We start from the raw sequence: 14,267 nt of genomic DNA, 5'->3' as shown, positions 1-14,267 counted from the left end.
GAAAAACTGGATGTCGTTTCCCGTGGCGGTGGTGAAAATAATCCGGCTCTGTATGCCTATTCCTCCCTTCCCGAGAAATACAAGAAACGTTGGGTTGAGCGTCATGGCGAACCCGAGAAACAAATGAGACAGGAAATGATCCGTAACATAGTGAAGAAAGACGAGAAGGCCGAGAACTTTTTCGAGGATTACCGTTACGACAAGAACGGTGAGATGGTCGCTCTTCCCGAGGATGTGAAGAAGGAATACACCTGGAACGCTTCGGTGCTGAACGCGTTGATGGAAGAGTTCAAACGCTTGAGTTCATCCAATAACAAGCTGACCGGTTTCCGCCGTAACCTTTGGGAACTTCTGCTTGTCACGAGTGAGGAATGGCGTCCGGTGTACGGGCACAGTCTTCCGGGCAGTGTGGGGCGTTTGAAAGCCCTGATAAACAAGTTCCGTCCCGACAACTACGGTGTGCTTGTGAGCGGTAAATACGGCAACAGCAACACGCTGAAGATCGAGGAGGACGGCGGGCGTTACCTTGTAGCATTGAAACGCAGCCGCGTTCCGGTTTATACTGACATGGAGATCTTCGAGGAGTACAACCGTGTCGCTCCGGAACGTGGCTGGAAGCCCCTGAAGAGTCCCCGCAGCCTCCGCGAATGGTTCAACAGCCCGCGTGTCGAACCTCTGTGGTACGATGCCGTTTATGGGGAAATGAAGGCACACCAGCGTTATGACCGCAAGCACCGGACCATCCTTCCGGGCCGTCGTGACAGCCTCTGGTATGGCGACGGCACGAAGCTGAACCTCTACTATCGTGACGAGAACGGAAACAAGTGCACTACAAGCGTGTACGAGGTGGTGGATGCCTATAGTGAAGTCCTGCTCGGTTATTACATCAGCGACAACGAGGACTATATCGCCCAGTACCATGCTTTCCGCATGGCTATCCAGACGAGCCGGCACAAACCCTACGAGATCGTGTGCGACAACCAGGGCGGTCATAAGAAGAACGCGGCGCTGGGCCTTTTCTCGAAGATCAGCCGTATCCACCGCCCGACAGCTCCGTATAATGGCGAATCTAAGACGATTGAGAACATTTTCTACCGCTTCCAGAGCCAGGTATTGAAGAAACGTTTCGGTTTCACCGGGCAGAATATTACGGCAAAGAGAGATACAAGCCGTCCGAATTTGGAATTCATCAACGCGAACATCGACTCCCTCCCCACATTGGAGGAACTGAAGGAACAGTATGCCGCCGCCCGTGAGCAGTGGAATTCAATGAAACACCCTGCCACCGGCATCTCCCGGATTGAGATGTACAATACCAGCGTGAACGAGGCTACCGATGCGGTAAGTGTGTCGGATATGGTGGAGATGTTCTGGTACACGACCGAGAAACCGTCGCTGTTCACCGCCAACGGTATCGAGATCACGGTACAGGGAAAGAAATACCCTTACGAGGTTTTCTCCGCCCCCGGTGAGCCTGATCTGGAATGGCGCCGACGTAACACCTACAAGAAGTTCTATGTCCAGTACGATCCTTATGACATGAGCAGCGTACGTCTGCTGTACAAGGATAAGGGCGGAGCGATGCGCTTTGAGTGTGTGGCTTCGTTCCCGCTGATGATCCACCGTGCCCAGCAGGAGCAGACGGAAGCCGAGAAACGTTTCATCCGCGCCCAGCAGGAGGCCGTCATCAACGAGCGTATAAACCGCCAGGTCGTTGCCAAGGACATCGAGTACGAACATGGTGTCGCACCGGAACAGAACGGTCTGCGTACCCCTGACCTGAAAGGTCTCGGAAAGGAGGCGCAACGCCAGATTGACCGTCGCACAAGAAAATACAGCCAGCCGGCCCGTCCTTCCATCGGCCGAGACATGAAAGTCATCAGCAACGTGACATGGGACAGCTTTGAGAAGAAGGAAGTGAGCATCCGCAAGGTGGTCGGGAAATTATAAGGAACAGATTTATAACAAGATAAAAAATATTGATTATGGAAATTACAATGAAAGAAAAGGACGCCATCAGTGAAAGCCTCCGGGCTTACGTGGCGAAATACCCGAGCCAGACGAAGGCTGCTGGCAGCCTGAAGGGGGTTAGTGTAGGTACTGTTAGCAATATCCTGAATGGCCGTTATGAGAATATCAGCGACGAGATGTTCCGTAATGTCGCCTCGCAGGTCGGTGGTGTAAGCGCTACCGGCTGGCAGATCGTGGAGACCGGTGCTTACCAGGAGATCACGGCTGTACTCTCCGATGCGCAGCGCTGGCGCAATGTTACCTGGGTGACCGGCGAGGCCGGTTGTGGCAAGAGTACCACCGCCCGTGTTTACCTCCAGGAGCATAAGGAGGTTTTCTATATCCTCTGCTCTGAGGACATGAAGAAAGGTGACTTTGTCCGCGAGATCGCCCGTACGGTCGGAATCCGGACCGAAGGGTATAATATCCGTGAGGTGTGGGGGCTTATATTGGATGACATCATCCAGATGGACGCGCCCCTGCTGGTGTTCGACGAGGCGGACAAGCTGACCGAACCGGTGTTCCACTATTTCATCAGCCTGTACAACAAGCTGGAGGAGAAATGCGGTGTCGTGTTCTTGAGTACCGATTATATTGCCAAGCGCATCAGCAACGGCTTGCGGTACCAGAAGCCCGGCTACAAGGAGTTCTACAGCCGTATCGGACGGAAATTTTATGAGTTGGAGCCTACGGACGTGAACGACGTGTTTGCGATCTGTTCCGCCAACGGTGTGACTGACAGGAAAGACATCGATAAGGTGATAAAGGAGGCTTCGACATGTGACTTTGATTTGCGGCGTGTGAGGAAGTCCATTCACAAGGTGAAACGCATGACGGGGGAATGACCCCCGTTCAAATACCGTTCAAACGTAATTTTAAGGATATGGAAAACAAATTTGAATACTTAAAGATCGACGGTCGCGAGCAGCTTCCCGCTCCCTGGAGCGATTACCCAGTCTTGAGGGAATACGAGACGGTGACCGTTTACCGGAATGGTCGCGACTACCTGGACGCCCTTGTGGGACAGCAGGACGGCTGGTGGGTTGCCGGCGTTCACATGGAGGTGGGCGGTTCCGGCGGTGGTTTCAACCCGGGACGTAAATGGGGACAGTTTGCCACCCGTGAGAATGCCCTTTTGTGGGCACTCGGCAGGATGCTCTGCCACGAGAAACTGCGGGGTGCCGCACGGCAGGCCGTACTTGACCGAATTGACAATATCCGACAACTAACACTGTTCTGACCATGGAAGAAGAGAAAAAGGATAATAAAAAAGCGGGCATGAGACGTGCCTTGAATGTCAGGGACATCCTGAACAAGAAGTATGACGTATTCCCTTTCGAAGGGAAATGGAAGGATGCCTTCGACACTCCGGAAGTCCGGGGCTGCTGGTTCGTGTGGGGCAACAGCGGTAACGGTAAGACCTCTTTCGTGATGCAGCTCTGCAAGGAACTTTGCAAGTATGACCGTGTGGCGTTCAACTCCCTGGAGGAAGGAACTTCTCTGACAGTCCAGAATAACCTGCGGCGCTTTGGTATGGCCGAGGTAAGCCGCCATTTGGCGTTCATCAAGGAGGACATCCCCACCTTGAAGATCAGGCTCCGGCGTCATAAGAGTTTCAACATCGTGATCATTGACAGCTTCCAATACACACAGATGACGTATCGTGACTATATCCAGCTGAAGGAGGAGTTTCCGGACAAGCTGTTTGTTTTCATCAGCCATGCCCGTGGCAAGAATCCTAAAGGTGATGCGGCCACGAGCGTGATGTATGATGCCGACCTGAAGATATGGGTAGAGGGCTACGTCGCCTTCAGTAAGGGACGTTATCAGGGGGCCACTGGTGAATACACAATCTGGGAGAAGGGCGCCTATGACTATTGGAATGTGGCGGGACCGAAACAGAAAGGAGGCCAGGCATGAGCAGGATAAAGAAACAGCTGGAGATTTGTCCTCCCGCCTATATGTGTAAGGGGCCTAACCGTGAGAACTTCGTCAGTACCGGCCACAAGTGTGGTTACTGCAAGGGCAACGGCTGGTTCTGGGGAACGGAAGAGGGCAGCCGCGAGGACGTGCATGTATCCTGCCCGGTGTGTGGCGGCAGCGGTGAGCTGGATGCGATTATAACAGTGGACTGGAAACCTTCAAGCAAGTGAGCCATGAGAAAGGAGTATTACAACTACGTTGTGAAGCTGCCCGTTCTGCTTCATGAACTGTTCCGCGGGAAGGTTGCCGACTATCATTTTTCCGACATGACGGTAGTGATGAACCACCTGGTGAAGTCCTACATCCGCATGACGGATGGTGGCAGGGTCTCCACGGCCACCCGGCGCATCCTCCTCTGCATGGATCGTATTCCGGACATGTCGTTCTTCTTCCGCCGTCAGGAGAAGTCGGTGCTGTTCTTCGAGATGGATCCGGCCGTTGCCGGCAGCCTGCAGCGTGCCATCATCGCTGGCGGCTGGGGCAACCGCCAGCGTCTTGTCGTCCGCCTGGTGTGCGCCTTCTGCTGCGGTGCCGGTGTGACATTGAACAACCTTTCGATGGAGCTTGCCTCCGAAGAGGTGTTCCGTCGTCCTGAAGGCTACCTCATACATACCTACGTGAGCAATTACCAGTACGTGTTCCTGAAGGAGACGGCCGCTGCCCAGCGCATGAGCGTGGAGGGTATGCTGACGGCTGCTGCTGAACTGCTGGTGGGAACGGATGACGAAGGTTCCGGATACCATATTCCGGAGAGTCTCGGCCGTATCGCTGACCGCGTGTTCGAGGTGAGGGGCAGCACGCTGAAGGACTTCCGCCGGCAGTGTCTGGTGAGCATCCGCACGAACACTATCGGTCCGGACCGTATCGCCTCCTTCATGGAAAAGCACGGCATCGCCTCCGCCCGTGAGTTCCTGCGCCGCGTGGTCCTCTTCTTTCTGGAGGCACGGTATCTGATTTACCGTAAGGAGGTAGAACTTGATGAGGATGACCTTCCGGAGGAGGAAGAGACGGATTGGGAGGAAACTATGTACAGCCAGTATCAAAAAAGAGATTTCGCGATTTCAACATATAATTATTAACCATTAAAATTTAACAGAAATGATTACAGAAAAACAGAAAGAGGCAGTAAGGAACTCTGCCAATACGTGGATAACTTTTGTAAGGAAAACGATCTTAGTGCCTTTATGAGCGTTGCGGCCAGTGAGGACCATCCAGACGGGCTTGAGCAGATAGCCGGCTCAATCATTACCGGCAAGACTGAACATATTGTCGGCTCTATTTCCGGGGTTGTCAAAGCGAATAAGAATGTCTATATGCTGCTTTCCGTGGGACTTATGCAGGCCTACACGAGAAAGGCTGACATTAATACTATTCCGTTCGGTGAAAATTTGAATATGAACTGATGAATGCAGCATAAACAGCTATGAGTGAAAATAACAACAAGCAGAAACGTAAACGTGTCTGTCCGCATTGCGGCCGAAAGTTGTGGATGCGTGAGTTCTATCCGTTGAAGAATGGGGGACGGAGTTCCTGGTGTCATGAATGTGTGCTGGTGTACAAGCGTGAACAGTACCGCAAGCACCGGAAGGTTGCTGACGGTACTTTCATGCACCGGACACTGGGACGGCTCGTCGAGCATAAGGGATATTCCACCCGTATCTTTTGGAACGGTAATATGCTTTCCATCATGCGTCGCCACTATCACAATACCCTCAACCGGGAGCTGGCTGAAATGCTCGGTGTTTCCGAACGCAGCGTCACCCGGAAGGCCCGAGAGATGGGACTGGAAAAGGACAAAGGTTTTGTAGCCTCCCTTAGCCGGGAACATTTGTTGCTGGCAAACGCGAGAAGCAAGGAACTGGGATATCCGGGCGGCTTCACCAAGGGGATGAAGTTTCGGGGAAACCAGTACACCGGGAGGATAAGAGTTGAATAACATACAGCACGGTCAATATTATGAGTAAAAAAATGGTAATTGTGGTCACCGCAGTTGGTGTCCGTAAAGTAGTGGAAAAATGGCTCTGTGAGAATATGACTTGCGAGCTGGTTGTGTCACGTAACGCACGCCATGAGTGTTGTGTGGAAGTCATCTATGATAGCGGAAACCCTTCGGTTTTGCGTACTCTTCTACGCTCTGCCGTGGGTGAAATCATAGAGTTGTGCTGATGTGGTATGAATAGTTTGAGTTAATGAAAATCTGAATAGAATGGGCATACTTGAATTTTTCGACCAGTATAAGTGTACAAAAAATGAAAAAGAGCATCTTCTTGATTATTTGTGTACTATCAGAGTAAAGAGAGTGATTAAGGAAATCAATGACCTTAAAATAAACAAAAAAACAGTATAGCCATGCAGATAGACATCAACAGCCGCAAGCAGTTAAATAAACCCGAGAATTATGCGGCGTTTTACAGCCTTTTGAACCGCCTTCCGACATCGGATCGTGACGCACTGAAGGAAAGCATCGTTTCCCAGTACACGGAGGGACGTACCACGAGTCTGCGTGACATGACACTGAAGGAATACAGTGCCGCCGTGTCCGCCATGCAGAAGCTGGTACCGCCCACTTATCAGGAACAGCTCCGGAAGATTCTCCGTCAGAAGCGTTCCGCGGTACTGCACCAGATGCAGCTGCTGGGTATCGATACGGCCGACTGGGACCGGGTGAACGCCTTCTGCCGGGACAGCCGTATCGCCGGCAAGGAGTTCCGTGAACTTGACTGTGAGGCGTTGGACACGTTGCAGGTGAAGCTGCGTGCCATCCGCCGTAAACGTGAGAATAAACAACAATAGCAACCATTTAATTTTTTAGCTATGGATTTGAAAGAACAATTAAAAAGCCTGTCCGCCCAGGACAGGAAGGAGCTTTTGAAACAGCTCCAGCAGGAAGAGAAGGAAAGCAAGCGTAACCGGCGCGATGCCTATGAGGGCCTCCGTGCGCAGTTCATGCTTGAAGTGAAGAACCGGCTGCTCCCGGTTGTGGATGACGTGAAGGCGTTCCGCGACTGGGTGGAGAAAGAGGCCGCCGCCTTCCGTGCGGTGATGCGTGAATACGGCCAGCTGCGTAAGGACGAGCAGGCGAGCTTCACCATCGTGGACGGTGACATGAAGCTGGAGGTGAGGAGCAACAAGGTGAAGAGTTTCGACGAGCGTGCCGACCTTGCCGCCGAACGCCTGGTGGATTACCTGAAGCGCTACGCCATGGGGCGCGAGCTGGGTACCGACGACCCGATGTACCAGCTCGGCATGACCATGATCGAGCGCAACCGCCAGGGCGATCTGGACTACAAGTCCGTGAGTAAGCTGTACGAGCTCGAGGACCGTTTCGACAGCGAGTACACGGAGATCATGGACCTCTTCCGTGAGAGCAACGTGGTGTACAAGACCGCGGTGAACTACTATTTCCACAAACGTGACGAAAACGGTGTCTGGCACCGTATCGAACCCTCATTCTGCCGGTTGTAGTCATGGAGAAGACGAAGAACATCGCGCCGCACGTCATGGCCTGCAAGCGTTGTGAAGGCAAGGGACGTATCTTTTACCTGGACCAGGGAGGAGCTCCTTTATCCGCAAAATGTCCGGTCTGTAATGGCAGCGGGCGGGTGAAGGTACAGAGCAAGGTGATCACCCGCATCGAGCCGTTTGTTCCGGGTGAGGATGACACCGAACTGATGACCATGTGATTTTGTTCACACTCTAAACAGAAAAATGCCGCATTCATACACGATGCGGCGTTTTTTTATTAACATCCCCGGTTAAATGCCTAATTTTGCAGCATATACCTGAACTTATGGCTAAAGGACGAGACAAAAAACTGATAGAACTCCGTGATGAAGCCCTGTGCCGCCGTTACTATTACTGGACGGAGGTGCAGCGCCTGCGTTTTGATGATGCCCTGAAAGTGTTGTCCCGCCAGGAGTTTTTCATTTCCGAGGAGCGGATCATGTCCATTATCCGGTGCAAGTGCCGGGAGCTGAAGGACTTGGAGGTGAAGCCCGTCCCAAAGGTTAAGAAACCCCGCCTGACAGCCGTCCAGCTTTCCCTGTTCACGGGGGAATGAACCTTCCCCTTACTGCATGGCCGACTCGTCATGCAGCGTGAAAGAATAAACCGTCTCGTACACCTTGATGTTTCCCGGCAGCGAATAGTCCCGGCTCTTTACCCTGACCAGCGGGCTGGTCTCTTCCGTGCACTGGAACTCCTGCAAGGCTTTGTACAGCTCTTTGGCCTTCAGCTGCCGTTCCCTTACCTTGTCATAGGTTCCGGAGGTGTAGTGGGTGTCATCGTAGCAGTCAATGGCCAGTCGTATGGTGATGAGTGACTCGCTTTTCTGTACCCCGTAACCGAGGTCATTCCAGTCCGATTCGGCGTTCCCGACAAGCACGCAGGGGAAGGTTACCGGATAGTGGTCCTCCTCCGCCCCGGCTTCAAGCTGTCCGTAGTCCTCGTCAATGTATGACAGTTCAGGCATCTTTTCGGCGATGCGTTCCATGATCGCGATAAAAATTTCTTCCATGTTGTTATAAGTTTAAAATATTTCTGATTTCATTCTCCATTTTACGGTCTATCTTTTCGGACAGTTCCCGGCTTTCCCCGATAAACTGGCGTTGCGGTATTTTTATCCGGAGCTTTTTCTTTTTGGTCAGCGCCAGCCTTTTCCATTTCAGCGCTTCCTGATTTTCCTGCGGTTCATTGTTTGCGGCAGAACCCTTCTTTTTGCCTTTTCTTTTGCCCGTGGCGGCTTTTTTAGCCTTGCCTGAAGCCTGGTAATACTTCGCCCATGCAAAACGCCGCATTTGGGGCGTAACAGTCGGATGAACTTCTCCTCCCCAGTTATTGACCGGCGCATAGACGAGTTCGTTTGCCACCCTCACTCGGTATTCTCCCGGCATGTATTTGACGGAGCTGAAGAGATGGTTCCTTCCGGAGAGCAGCGTCCCGTAGCTCCCTGCCGCATCGGTCCGTCCCGAGGACAGCCTTTTCGCTTTCGGCCACGGGTGTAATCCTCCGTTTACGAAACCTTCCCGGCGGAAGTTGTCCTGGAAATGGTCTTTTGCCATTCGTCCAGCGATAACCGGCATTTTCCGTTTCATTAGCCCATCCAGTTCTTTCCGTTTGGCTTTTATCAGTTTTGAATATTCTTTTATGTCCATGAATGACTGAATTAAAAAATAATTTTATACTTTTGCAGCAAGGCGTTTTTTATGTGCCTTTTTGCGTTATGGAAATACCTAAACAAGTGTCGGAATTAGCAAACAGTAGCGGTTACAACTCCGTTGTCTTATCAGCCAGTTCCCCTGAAGGAAGCATCTATTCCGTGGGCTGTGTTGACGGGGATGGTTTTGAGTTGCCTGTCGGTCTTCCCGCCTTTATTCTGTTCGACGGCCAGTCCTGCCGTCTGGTGGACGGTGAGGAGGGGCTGGCACTTTCTTCCCGTTTATTTGGTGATGAATAGTCCCATGATTTTGGGATTTACCAGTTTGTTGTCTATTCTTATCACTCCCACACGGCCCGCTTTCATGCTCTGTATGTAATTGCTTGCATCATCCTTTCCGGTTTGCGGGTCGAAGAACCTTGTCTTTCCTTCAGTCACCTCTGCGCAGAACACGTGTGCGGAGCCGCCTTTCCAGGCACAATATATCTCGTATATTCCATCCTCTCTGAATTTTTCCCTGAAGTATTCCTTCAGCCGGTTTGCATTCATTACTTGATATCCCTTTCTGACCTGCCATTTATAGGTATAGTCATAATCCGGCTTTGTTCCGTCCCGGTTCAGGAAACGTTCTTCCCATGTGATACCTTGTTTTGCCATTTCATTGTATGCGCTTTGTCTGATGTTGGGTTTTGCCTCGATGTCAAACCCCAACCTTCTGAGCATGTGTGTCACGGTGCAGGTCTGGCAATTCACGCGGTATCCTTCCTCTTTTCCGAATTTCGGGTTCTCCTTTCCCTTGTTCGCCTGTTCGTATGTCATCGGCTTGCCTTTGGTAACGCCGAGTGCCTTTTCTATCTTGAGATTGTTGCGGGCGATGTCGGTTTTTTCCTCCAGCGTCAGGTTGTCCGGCATTTCGGCTATCATTTCGTTGATGCGCCTGGTCAGTGCGTCCACGGCTTTTTTTGCTCCCGGATGCGCTTCAGTAATGTAGGGGTGTTTGTCTGAAAACAGTTTGCCGTCTTTTCCCGGATTGTTTTCCAGACCGTCATGTGCCTTGTTCTGCCCGTTTTCGTCCGGTACCGCTGTCGGCGCTTCATCCGTTGATGAGAGCGTGCACTTGCAGTTCCATCTGTCTCCGGGCCTGTGCTCGTTCCAGAACGGATCATCTATCGGACGTATGGTCCCCCAGAAAATCTGGTGGTCGGCTCCCGGCGTCACACTTGTGGACGGCATCCATTTGAGGTTCGGCAATACATCCTTTTCCCTTTCGAACTGTCTCCAGTCCGCGGCCTGGTGTGCCCGTATGACGGCCGTGTCGTATTCTGTACGCAGCCAATGGATCATCTGGTGGTCGGCTATGGGCATGGCTTCCTTCACCCACTGTTCAAACGGCTTTAAACTTCCGTTTTTGTCCAGCAGCAGCGCTGCCATGTCGTTCTGTGCCCTGTGTACCTTGAAAGCTGCGAACACGGCGTTGTTCATTCGGATTTCACGGTAGAAGTCATAATCCGGATCATCGGTTTTCCGTGTCCCAAACCCCTTGTCGGTGGCTTTGTTCATCGTTTTCCACGTGGCCTCGAACAGGTTCTCCTCGATGTCGGTCATGGGATGGAAATCTTTGCTGTATATGTTCTTCAGGGCTTTCTTCAGTACCTCTTCATCGAACGAGAATAAAGTTTCCACCTGTTTGTCCTCCATTCTGTAGAGGTCGTTTATCACCATTCTAAAGCTGCCCCGTCTCTCCCCGGGGCTTTCCCGAAAAAACGTTTCAGCCAGTTGTATGCGTTTTTAAGGGCATTTTTCTTTTCTTTGGGTGTTCCTTTACCGTGCTTTTCCAGTTCCGGTTCTTCTTCCGGATCCGGTTCATCCTCTTCCGCCTTTTCGGTCTCTCGGGCCTTCGCTGCCTCGATTTCCGCCGCTTTCTCCTCCTGGCGTTTCTTCAGCTCGTCATAGTTTGCCGGTTTCTCGATCCCGAATTCCTCGTAGAGGTAGTCGTCACCTACCGGCAGGTTGAAGTTCGTACGCAGCTGTGTGAGGATGGACATCTTTTTCTCCGGTTCGATAAGCTTCTTTTCCGGATAGCAGAACTCCCCGCCTGTGGTGTCTATTCCGAGCATTGCGAATATGTCGGCCATGTCATAGTTGAGCACGTCGAGGATGTCCTGCCTGTCGGAGAGCGTCACTTTCTCCTCCACGTCCTTGTGTACGGTTCCCAGTGCCTGTGTGCCCTTGTCGGAGGCTTCGGTGGTGAGCGTGTTTCCGAGGAACAGCTTTGAGATTTCGTTGTTGCAGCGCTCGCAGAGCTTGTCGTAGAGGTCCGCGCTCCCTGTCTTGTTCGCGGCTTCCACGAGCTTGAGCACCGTATCCTCCGCGTGCACGAAAACCGACAGGCTTCCGGTGCTGTCCGCGTCGTCCAGCGCCCTCTGCCGTGCCTCGTCGTCATCCGTGGGATACGTGTACTCCCTGATGGGCGCTCCGAACACTTCCGCGAACTGTGCCCAGTCCGCCACGTCGTTACGTTTGTATATCACCCAGATGGCTGCTTTCACCAGCAGTCCGGGATCGTCGGGTGAACCGATGAACAACAGGTCGGGGTACTCGTCCCAGGACGTCCCGGTGGTGTCCGTCTGGTGCCGCAGTATGAGCCTGCGCACGGGATCGACGTGTTTGCGCGGTATCAGGTCGTAGTTCACCCATTCCCCCTTGCGGTAGAACTGCACGAGTGAGAACCCCCAGAATTTGGCGTCCAGGATGTCCCCTATGAACTTCCGGAACCATGGGGACCTGATCTGCTTGTTCACCTTCTCGTCCGGCTTCCCGTTCCTGCGGAATTCTATGGAAGATGCCAGTGCGGCATTCTTCCGTTTCTCTATGACACTTGTCAGGTGCGTGTCCATGAGTATGTCGCTGAACAGGTCGTACAGCCTGAAGCGTCTGGAGTAGTCCACATTCTCGAAAGCCCTTACCGCGAGCATGTAGTCCGCTATGTCTATACCGAACCTTCTGGGCTGTGTCAGTATGATGGTTGCGGGTCCTTTCTGCCCGGGCCTCGGCAGGTTCCCGCTTTGGGTTATCTTTCCGGCCCCTTTCTTTCTTTTGTTCATATTACCAATGGTTTACACGTTTACGGTTGCTTTTGATAAGGAAATTTGATTTTGCCGCCCTCGTCTCTTCGGACAGCAGGGGCAGGCCGTCCACCGATATCTCCTCGGCCGCCACGGCTTTCAGCCATTCGACCGCCCTTTCGTGGCGTTCCTTCCGCAGCGGTGACAGGTTCCTCGGGTTATGTATGCAGAAGATGTGGTACACGGCTATGTCGATGGCCATCATCAGGACAAGCTGGTTGCGTTTGTCACCGGTTGCCGTGAATATTTTGTCACAGTCGTAACGTCTGGAAAGGTAGCAGCGCATCTCGGCGACGGCGCGGTCCTCGCATATCTCCACGACGGCGTCGTCCTCCCTTGTCAGTGCGTCCAGAATCTCGCGGTGTATGCTCGCGTCGTAGTCTGAAAGTTCGATAAATTTGCTCATAATGATAGGTATTGAAGTTTACACTCTGTACTTGTTTTGTGACCGCGTGCTTTTCCTTGTGACAATGACGGGCTTTTCCGACTGTCTGGCCTTGCGGTCTATAATTCTGTTTCCCCCCTCCACGCAGTCGGGTCCGTCTGCCGGATAGGTCAGTTGCAGGTTGAACAGCTTGAACTGTTCCGCCATCCGTTTCATGTGCGGGTTGTCCTTTTCGGCCTCGTTGAGTACCAGGTTCCCCTCCCGGTTGAGCGGTTCCAGGTTCGCCTCGATACGTGTGGCCTTGTCGGTCTTCTTCTCCTCGTCCCCGGTGATGTACAGTGATATTTTCCTTTCCCTGCGTATCCGCCGCACGATGGGCTGGAATACCTGCTGGAAAAAAGGATCCTGTAATTTGTTGTTCTCCATGTAACAGTATACGGTGGTTTTCCCGCCCACGAACTCCAGCAGCTTGATGTACCACTCTACAAATTCCGCGTTCAGCCCCCTGTCCAGGAACGTTTTTATCAGATAAAGCCTTCCCGCGAGTTTCCCGAGCAGGCACACCGTTTTGGTGGAACTTTTTTTCGTCTTGTTCTCTCCCGGTGCGGGGTCCCCGTATATCACCAGGAACTTGAACTTGGAAAGTGCCGGCACTTTCCCGTAGGTGATTTCCGCGAACACGCCGCCGTCCACCACCGGGTTGTTGAAGAACTCTTTCTGTGCCGCCGCCGCGCTGACCAGTGAGAGGAAGAGGTCTATATCCTCCTCGGAGTTCTTTTCGGGCCATACGGACAGCCCGTCCTTTCCCCGGATGTTGATGATATCCACGTGCCCGATTCCTTTCGCCTTCAGTTCGGTTGCCTTTTCGATGGCCCTTTTGATGCAGCAGTCCGGCGCGATGATGTTCCCGTTGAACAGGATGCGGTAGTTTCCCGATACGGACATGGTCGGTATCAGCGCCTCCTCCAGCCATTTCCATTTGGTTTTGATCCGTTCCGGATTCCGGCACTCCTCGTCGGTGTCTATATCGTCCACCAGAATGAAGTCCGGCCGGAAGTTCTTGTTACGCGTACCGCGCGGTGACTGCCCGGCTCCGATGGCGCGGAAGGAGCATCCGGACATGCAGGTGAACTCCCCGGTTTCCCACGCTCCCGGTTTTTTCTGCTGTCCGTAGTCCTGTATGATCCGCTGGTTCTCCTCGAAGTTCGCCATGAACGGCAGCAGTAGCCTTTCCGCATTGTCTGCCGAGTTGGAGATCAGCAGCACGTTGCGTATCTTTTTTGTCAGTGCCAGTTTGGATATCTCCATCATGGAGCGTGCGGATTTCGCCAGCTCGCGTGACCAGGCCCTTACCTCGTACCAGCGGTTGTTCCTCATCAGCCGCCCGGTGGCTTTTTTGTGGAAGGCGGCGGACTCGCAGGTGCAATACATGGCGAAGTAGTATTTGAACCACTCCTCGTCGTTCTTCTCCAGTCTTTCCCGCCTCTGCCTGATTTCCGTTTCCGTGTCCGTGGGGTTGATGTCCGAATGTTCGCGCACGGATGCCACCAGCTCGTTCCAGTTGTCCAGTGCGATCCTGTCCTGGGGTGTGAGTCTTTTCTTTGCCATG

19 protein-coding genes and 1 pseudogene are annotated in these 14,267 nt (G+C 52.8%); 14 read left to right on the top strand and 6 right to left on the bottom strand.

Features of this window, described 5'->3' with window-relative positions; genetic code table 11:
* The 13 genes and pseudogenes from I2I13_RS12925 to I2I13_RS12865 form a co-directional block, all read left to right on the top strand.
* Positions 1-1,950, top strand: a 1,950-nt coding sequence (locus I2I13_RS12925) for a kinase (protein WP_195649644.1), incomplete at its 5' end; no start/stop codon positions are given.
* Between the two features lie 35 nt (positions 1,951-1,985).
* Positions 1,986-2,855, top strand: a complete 870-nt coding sequence (locus tag I2I13_RS12920) for an ATP-binding protein (RefSeq protein WP_004326989.1) — start codon at positions 1,986-1,988, stop codon at positions 2,853-2,855.
* A complete protein-coding gene (locus tag I2I13_RS12915; RefSeq protein WP_005932412.1) occupies positions 2,852-3,250 on the top strand; it encodes a hypothetical protein in 399 nt (132 codons plus the stop codon). The genes I2I13_RS12920 and I2I13_RS12915 overlap by 4 nt, the downstream gene beginning before the upstream one ends.
* 2 nt (positions 3,251-3,252) lie before the next feature.
* Positions 3,253-3,930, top strand: coding sequence for a hypothetical protein (locus tag I2I13_RS12910; protein ID WP_004325648.1), 678 nt, complete (start codon positions 3,253-3,255; stop codon positions 3,928-3,930).
* The gene (locus I2I13_RS12905) at positions 3,927-4,163 is read left to right on the top strand and encodes a hypothetical protein (protein ID WP_004326987.1); all 237 of its coding nucleotides are present in this window, start codon (positions 3,927-3,929) and stop codon (positions 4,161-4,163) included. The genes I2I13_RS12910 and I2I13_RS12905 overlap by 4 nt, the downstream gene beginning before the upstream one ends.
* A 3-nt stretch (positions 4,164-4,166) precedes the next feature.
* Positions 4,167-5,072, top strand: coding sequence for a hypothetical protein (locus I2I13_RS12900; protein WP_004326986.1), 906 nt, complete (start codon positions 4,167-4,169; stop codon positions 5,070-5,072).
* Between the two features lie 19 nt (positions 5,073-5,091).
* Positions 5,092-5,396: pseudogene (locus I2I13_RS12895) on the top strand (hypothetical protein).
* Between the two features lie 20 nt (positions 5,397-5,416).
* Positions 5,417-5,929 (top strand): hypothetical protein, encoded by a 513-nt coding sequence (locus I2I13_RS12890; protein WP_004327414.1) that lies wholly within the window; start codon positions 5,417-5,419, stop codon positions 5,927-5,929.
* Positions 5,930-5,949: 20 nt separating this feature from the next.
* The gene (locus I2I13_RS12885; protein ID WP_008652657.1) at positions 5,950-6,159 is read left to right on the top strand and encodes a hypothetical protein; all 210 of its coding nucleotides are present in this window, start codon (positions 5,950-5,952) and stop codon (positions 6,157-6,159) included.
* A gap of 183 nt (positions 6,160-6,342) precedes the next feature.
* Positions 6,343-6,786 carry a hypothetical protein gene (locus I2I13_RS12880; protein ID WP_004327412.1) on the top strand — a complete coding sequence of 148 codons (444 nt, stop codon included), beginning with the start codon at positions 6,343-6,345 and terminating at the stop codon, positions 6,784-6,786.
* Between the two features lie 21 nt (positions 6,787-6,807).
* The gene (locus tag I2I13_RS12875; protein ID WP_004327411.1) at positions 6,808-7,458 is read left to right on the top strand and encodes a DUF3164 family protein; all 651 of its coding nucleotides are present in this window, start codon (positions 6,808-6,810) and stop codon (positions 7,456-7,458) included.
* Between the two features lie 2 nt (positions 7,459-7,460).
* Entirely contained in the window at positions 7,461-7,676 is a 216-nt protein-coding gene (locus tag I2I13_RS12870; RefSeq protein WP_008652655.1) for a hypothetical protein, read from the top strand.
* A gap of 107 nt (positions 7,677-7,783) precedes the next feature.
* On the top strand, positions 7,784-8,053 hold the full coding sequence (locus I2I13_RS12865) for a hypothetical protein (RefSeq protein ID WP_008652653.1): 270 nt from the start codon (positions 7,784-7,786) through the stop codon (positions 8,051-8,053).
* Between the two features lie 9 nt (positions 8,054-8,062).
* Here I2I13_RS12865 and I2I13_RS12860 read toward each other — a convergent pair whose 3' ends face one another.
* Positions 8,063-8,509, bottom strand: a complete 447-nt coding sequence (locus tag I2I13_RS12860) for a hypothetical protein (RefSeq protein WP_004327410.1) — start codon at positions 8,507-8,509, stop codon at positions 8,063-8,065.
* A 4-nt stretch (positions 8,510-8,513) separates the two neighbouring features.
* Positions 8,514-9,146 (bottom strand): hypothetical protein, encoded by a 633-nt coding sequence (locus tag I2I13_RS12855; protein WP_004327409.1) that lies wholly within the window; start codon positions 9,144-9,146, stop codon positions 8,514-8,516.
* Positions 9,147-9,214: 68 nt separating this feature from the next.
* Here I2I13_RS12855 and I2I13_RS12850 point away from each other — a divergent pair, with 68 nt between their 5' ends.
* A complete protein-coding gene (locus tag I2I13_RS12850; RefSeq protein WP_005846335.1) occupies positions 9,215-9,448 on the top strand; it encodes a hypothetical protein in 234 nt (77 codons plus the stop codon).
* Here I2I13_RS12850 and I2I13_RS12845 read toward each other — a convergent pair.
* Genes I2I13_RS12845 through I2I13_RS12830 form a run of 4 tightly spaced genes read right to left on the bottom strand, consistent with a single transcriptional unit; the run spans position 9,431 to position 14,266 of the window.
* The gene (locus I2I13_RS12845) at positions 9,431-10,846 is read right to left on the bottom strand and encodes a toxin glutamine deamidase domain-containing protein (protein ID WP_004327407.1); all 1,416 of its coding nucleotides are present in this window, start codon (positions 10,844-10,846) and stop codon (positions 9,431-9,433) included. The two genes, I2I13_RS12850 and I2I13_RS12845, sit on opposite strands and share 18 nt — an antisense overlap.
* Before the next feature lie 17 nt (positions 10,847-10,863).
* Positions 10,864-12,252 carry a DUF935 family protein gene (locus tag I2I13_RS12840; RefSeq protein WP_004327406.1) on the bottom strand — a complete coding sequence of 463 codons (1,389 nt, stop codon included), beginning with the start codon at positions 12,250-12,252 and terminating at the stop codon, positions 10,864-10,866.
* Position 12,253: 1 nt separating this feature from the next.
* A complete protein-coding gene (locus tag I2I13_RS12835; protein WP_004327405.1) occupies positions 12,254-12,679 on the bottom strand; it encodes a phage protein Gp36 family protein in 426 nt (141 codons plus the stop codon).
* Between the two features lie 18 nt (positions 12,680-12,697).
* A complete protein-coding gene (locus I2I13_RS12830; protein ID WP_005932391.1) occupies positions 12,698-14,266 on the bottom strand; it encodes a hypothetical protein in 1,569 nt (522 codons plus the stop codon).
* Position 14,267 lies beyond the last annotated feature (1 nt).

The sequence above is a fragment of the Bacteroides sp. D55t1_190419_B8 genome, from assembly GCF_015558905.1.
GTDB lineage: Bacteria > Bacteroidota > Bacteroidia > Bacteroidales > Bacteroidaceae > Bacteroides > Bacteroides vicugnae.
This window is presented reverse-complemented; position numbering and strand designations above follow the sequence as displayed.

What these genes read in the sequence shown, in the direction of transcription:
- I2I13_RS12920 (WP_004326989.1), top strand. Translation starts at nt 1,986, where the DNA reads ATGGAAATTACAATGAAAGAAAAGGACGCCATCAGTGAAAGCCTCCGG.
- I2I13_RS12915 (WP_005932412.1), top strand. Translation starts at nt 2,852, where the DNA reads ATGACCCCCGTTCAAATACCGTTCAAACGTAATTTTAAGGATATGGAA.
- I2I13_RS12910 (WP_004325648.1), top strand. Translation starts at nt 3,253, where the DNA reads ATGGAAGAAGAGAAAAAGGATAATAAAAAAGCGGGCATGAGACGTGCC.
- I2I13_RS12905 (WP_004326987.1), top strand. Translation starts at nt 3,927, where the DNA reads ATGAGCAGGATAAAGAAACAGCTGGAGATTTGTCCTCCCGCCTATATG.
- I2I13_RS12900 (WP_004326986.1), top strand. Translation starts at nt 4,167, where the DNA reads ATGAGAAAGGAGTATTACAACTACGTTGTGAAGCTGCCCGTTCTGCTT.
- I2I13_RS12890 (WP_004327414.1), top strand. Translation starts at nt 5,417, where the DNA reads ATGAGTGAAAATAACAACAAGCAGAAACGTAAACGTGTCTGTCCGCAT.
- I2I13_RS12885 (WP_008652657.1), top strand. Translation starts at nt 5,950, where the DNA reads ATGAGTAAAAAAATGGTAATTGTGGTCACCGCAGTTGGTGTCCGTAAA.
- I2I13_RS12880 (WP_004327412.1), top strand. Translation starts at nt 6,343, where the DNA reads ATGCAGATAGACATCAACAGCCGCAAGCAGTTAAATAAACCCGAGAAT.
- I2I13_RS12875 (WP_004327411.1), top strand. Translation starts at nt 6,808, where the DNA reads ATGGATTTGAAAGAACAATTAAAAAGCCTGTCCGCCCAGGACAGGAAG.
- I2I13_RS12870 (WP_008652655.1), top strand. Translation starts at nt 7,461, where the DNA reads ATGGAGAAGACGAAGAACATCGCGCCGCACGTCATGGCCTGCAAGCGT.
- I2I13_RS12865 (WP_008652653.1), top strand. Translation starts at nt 7,784, where the DNA reads ATGGCTAAAGGACGAGACAAAAAACTGATAGAACTCCGTGATGAAGCC.
- I2I13_RS12860 (WP_004327410.1), bottom strand. Translation starts at nt 8,509, where the DNA reads ATGGAAGAAATTTTTATCGCGATCATGGAACGCATCGCCGAAAAGATG.
- I2I13_RS12855 (WP_004327409.1), bottom strand. Translation starts at nt 9,146, where the DNA reads ATGGACATAAAAGAATATTCAAAACTGATAAAAGCCAAACGGAAAGAA.
- I2I13_RS12850 (WP_005846335.1), top strand. Translation starts at nt 9,215, where the DNA reads ATGGAAATACCTAAACAAGTGTCGGAATTAGCAAACAGTAGCGGTTAC.
- I2I13_RS12845 (WP_004327407.1), bottom strand. Translation starts at nt 10,846, where the DNA reads ATGGAGGACAAACAGGTGGAAACTTTATTCTCGTTCGATGAAGAGGTA.
- I2I13_RS12840 (WP_004327406.1), bottom strand. Translation starts at nt 12,252, where the DNA reads ATGAACAAAAGAAAGAAAGGGGCCGGAAAGATAACCCAAAGCGGGAAC.
- I2I13_RS12835 (WP_004327405.1), bottom strand. Translation starts at nt 12,679, where the DNA reads ATGAGCAAATTTATCGAACTTTCAGACTACGACGCGAGCATACACCGC.
- I2I13_RS12830 (WP_005932391.1), bottom strand. Translation starts at nt 14,266, where the DNA reads ATGGCAAAGAAAAGACTCACACCCCAGGACAGGATCGCACTGGACAAC.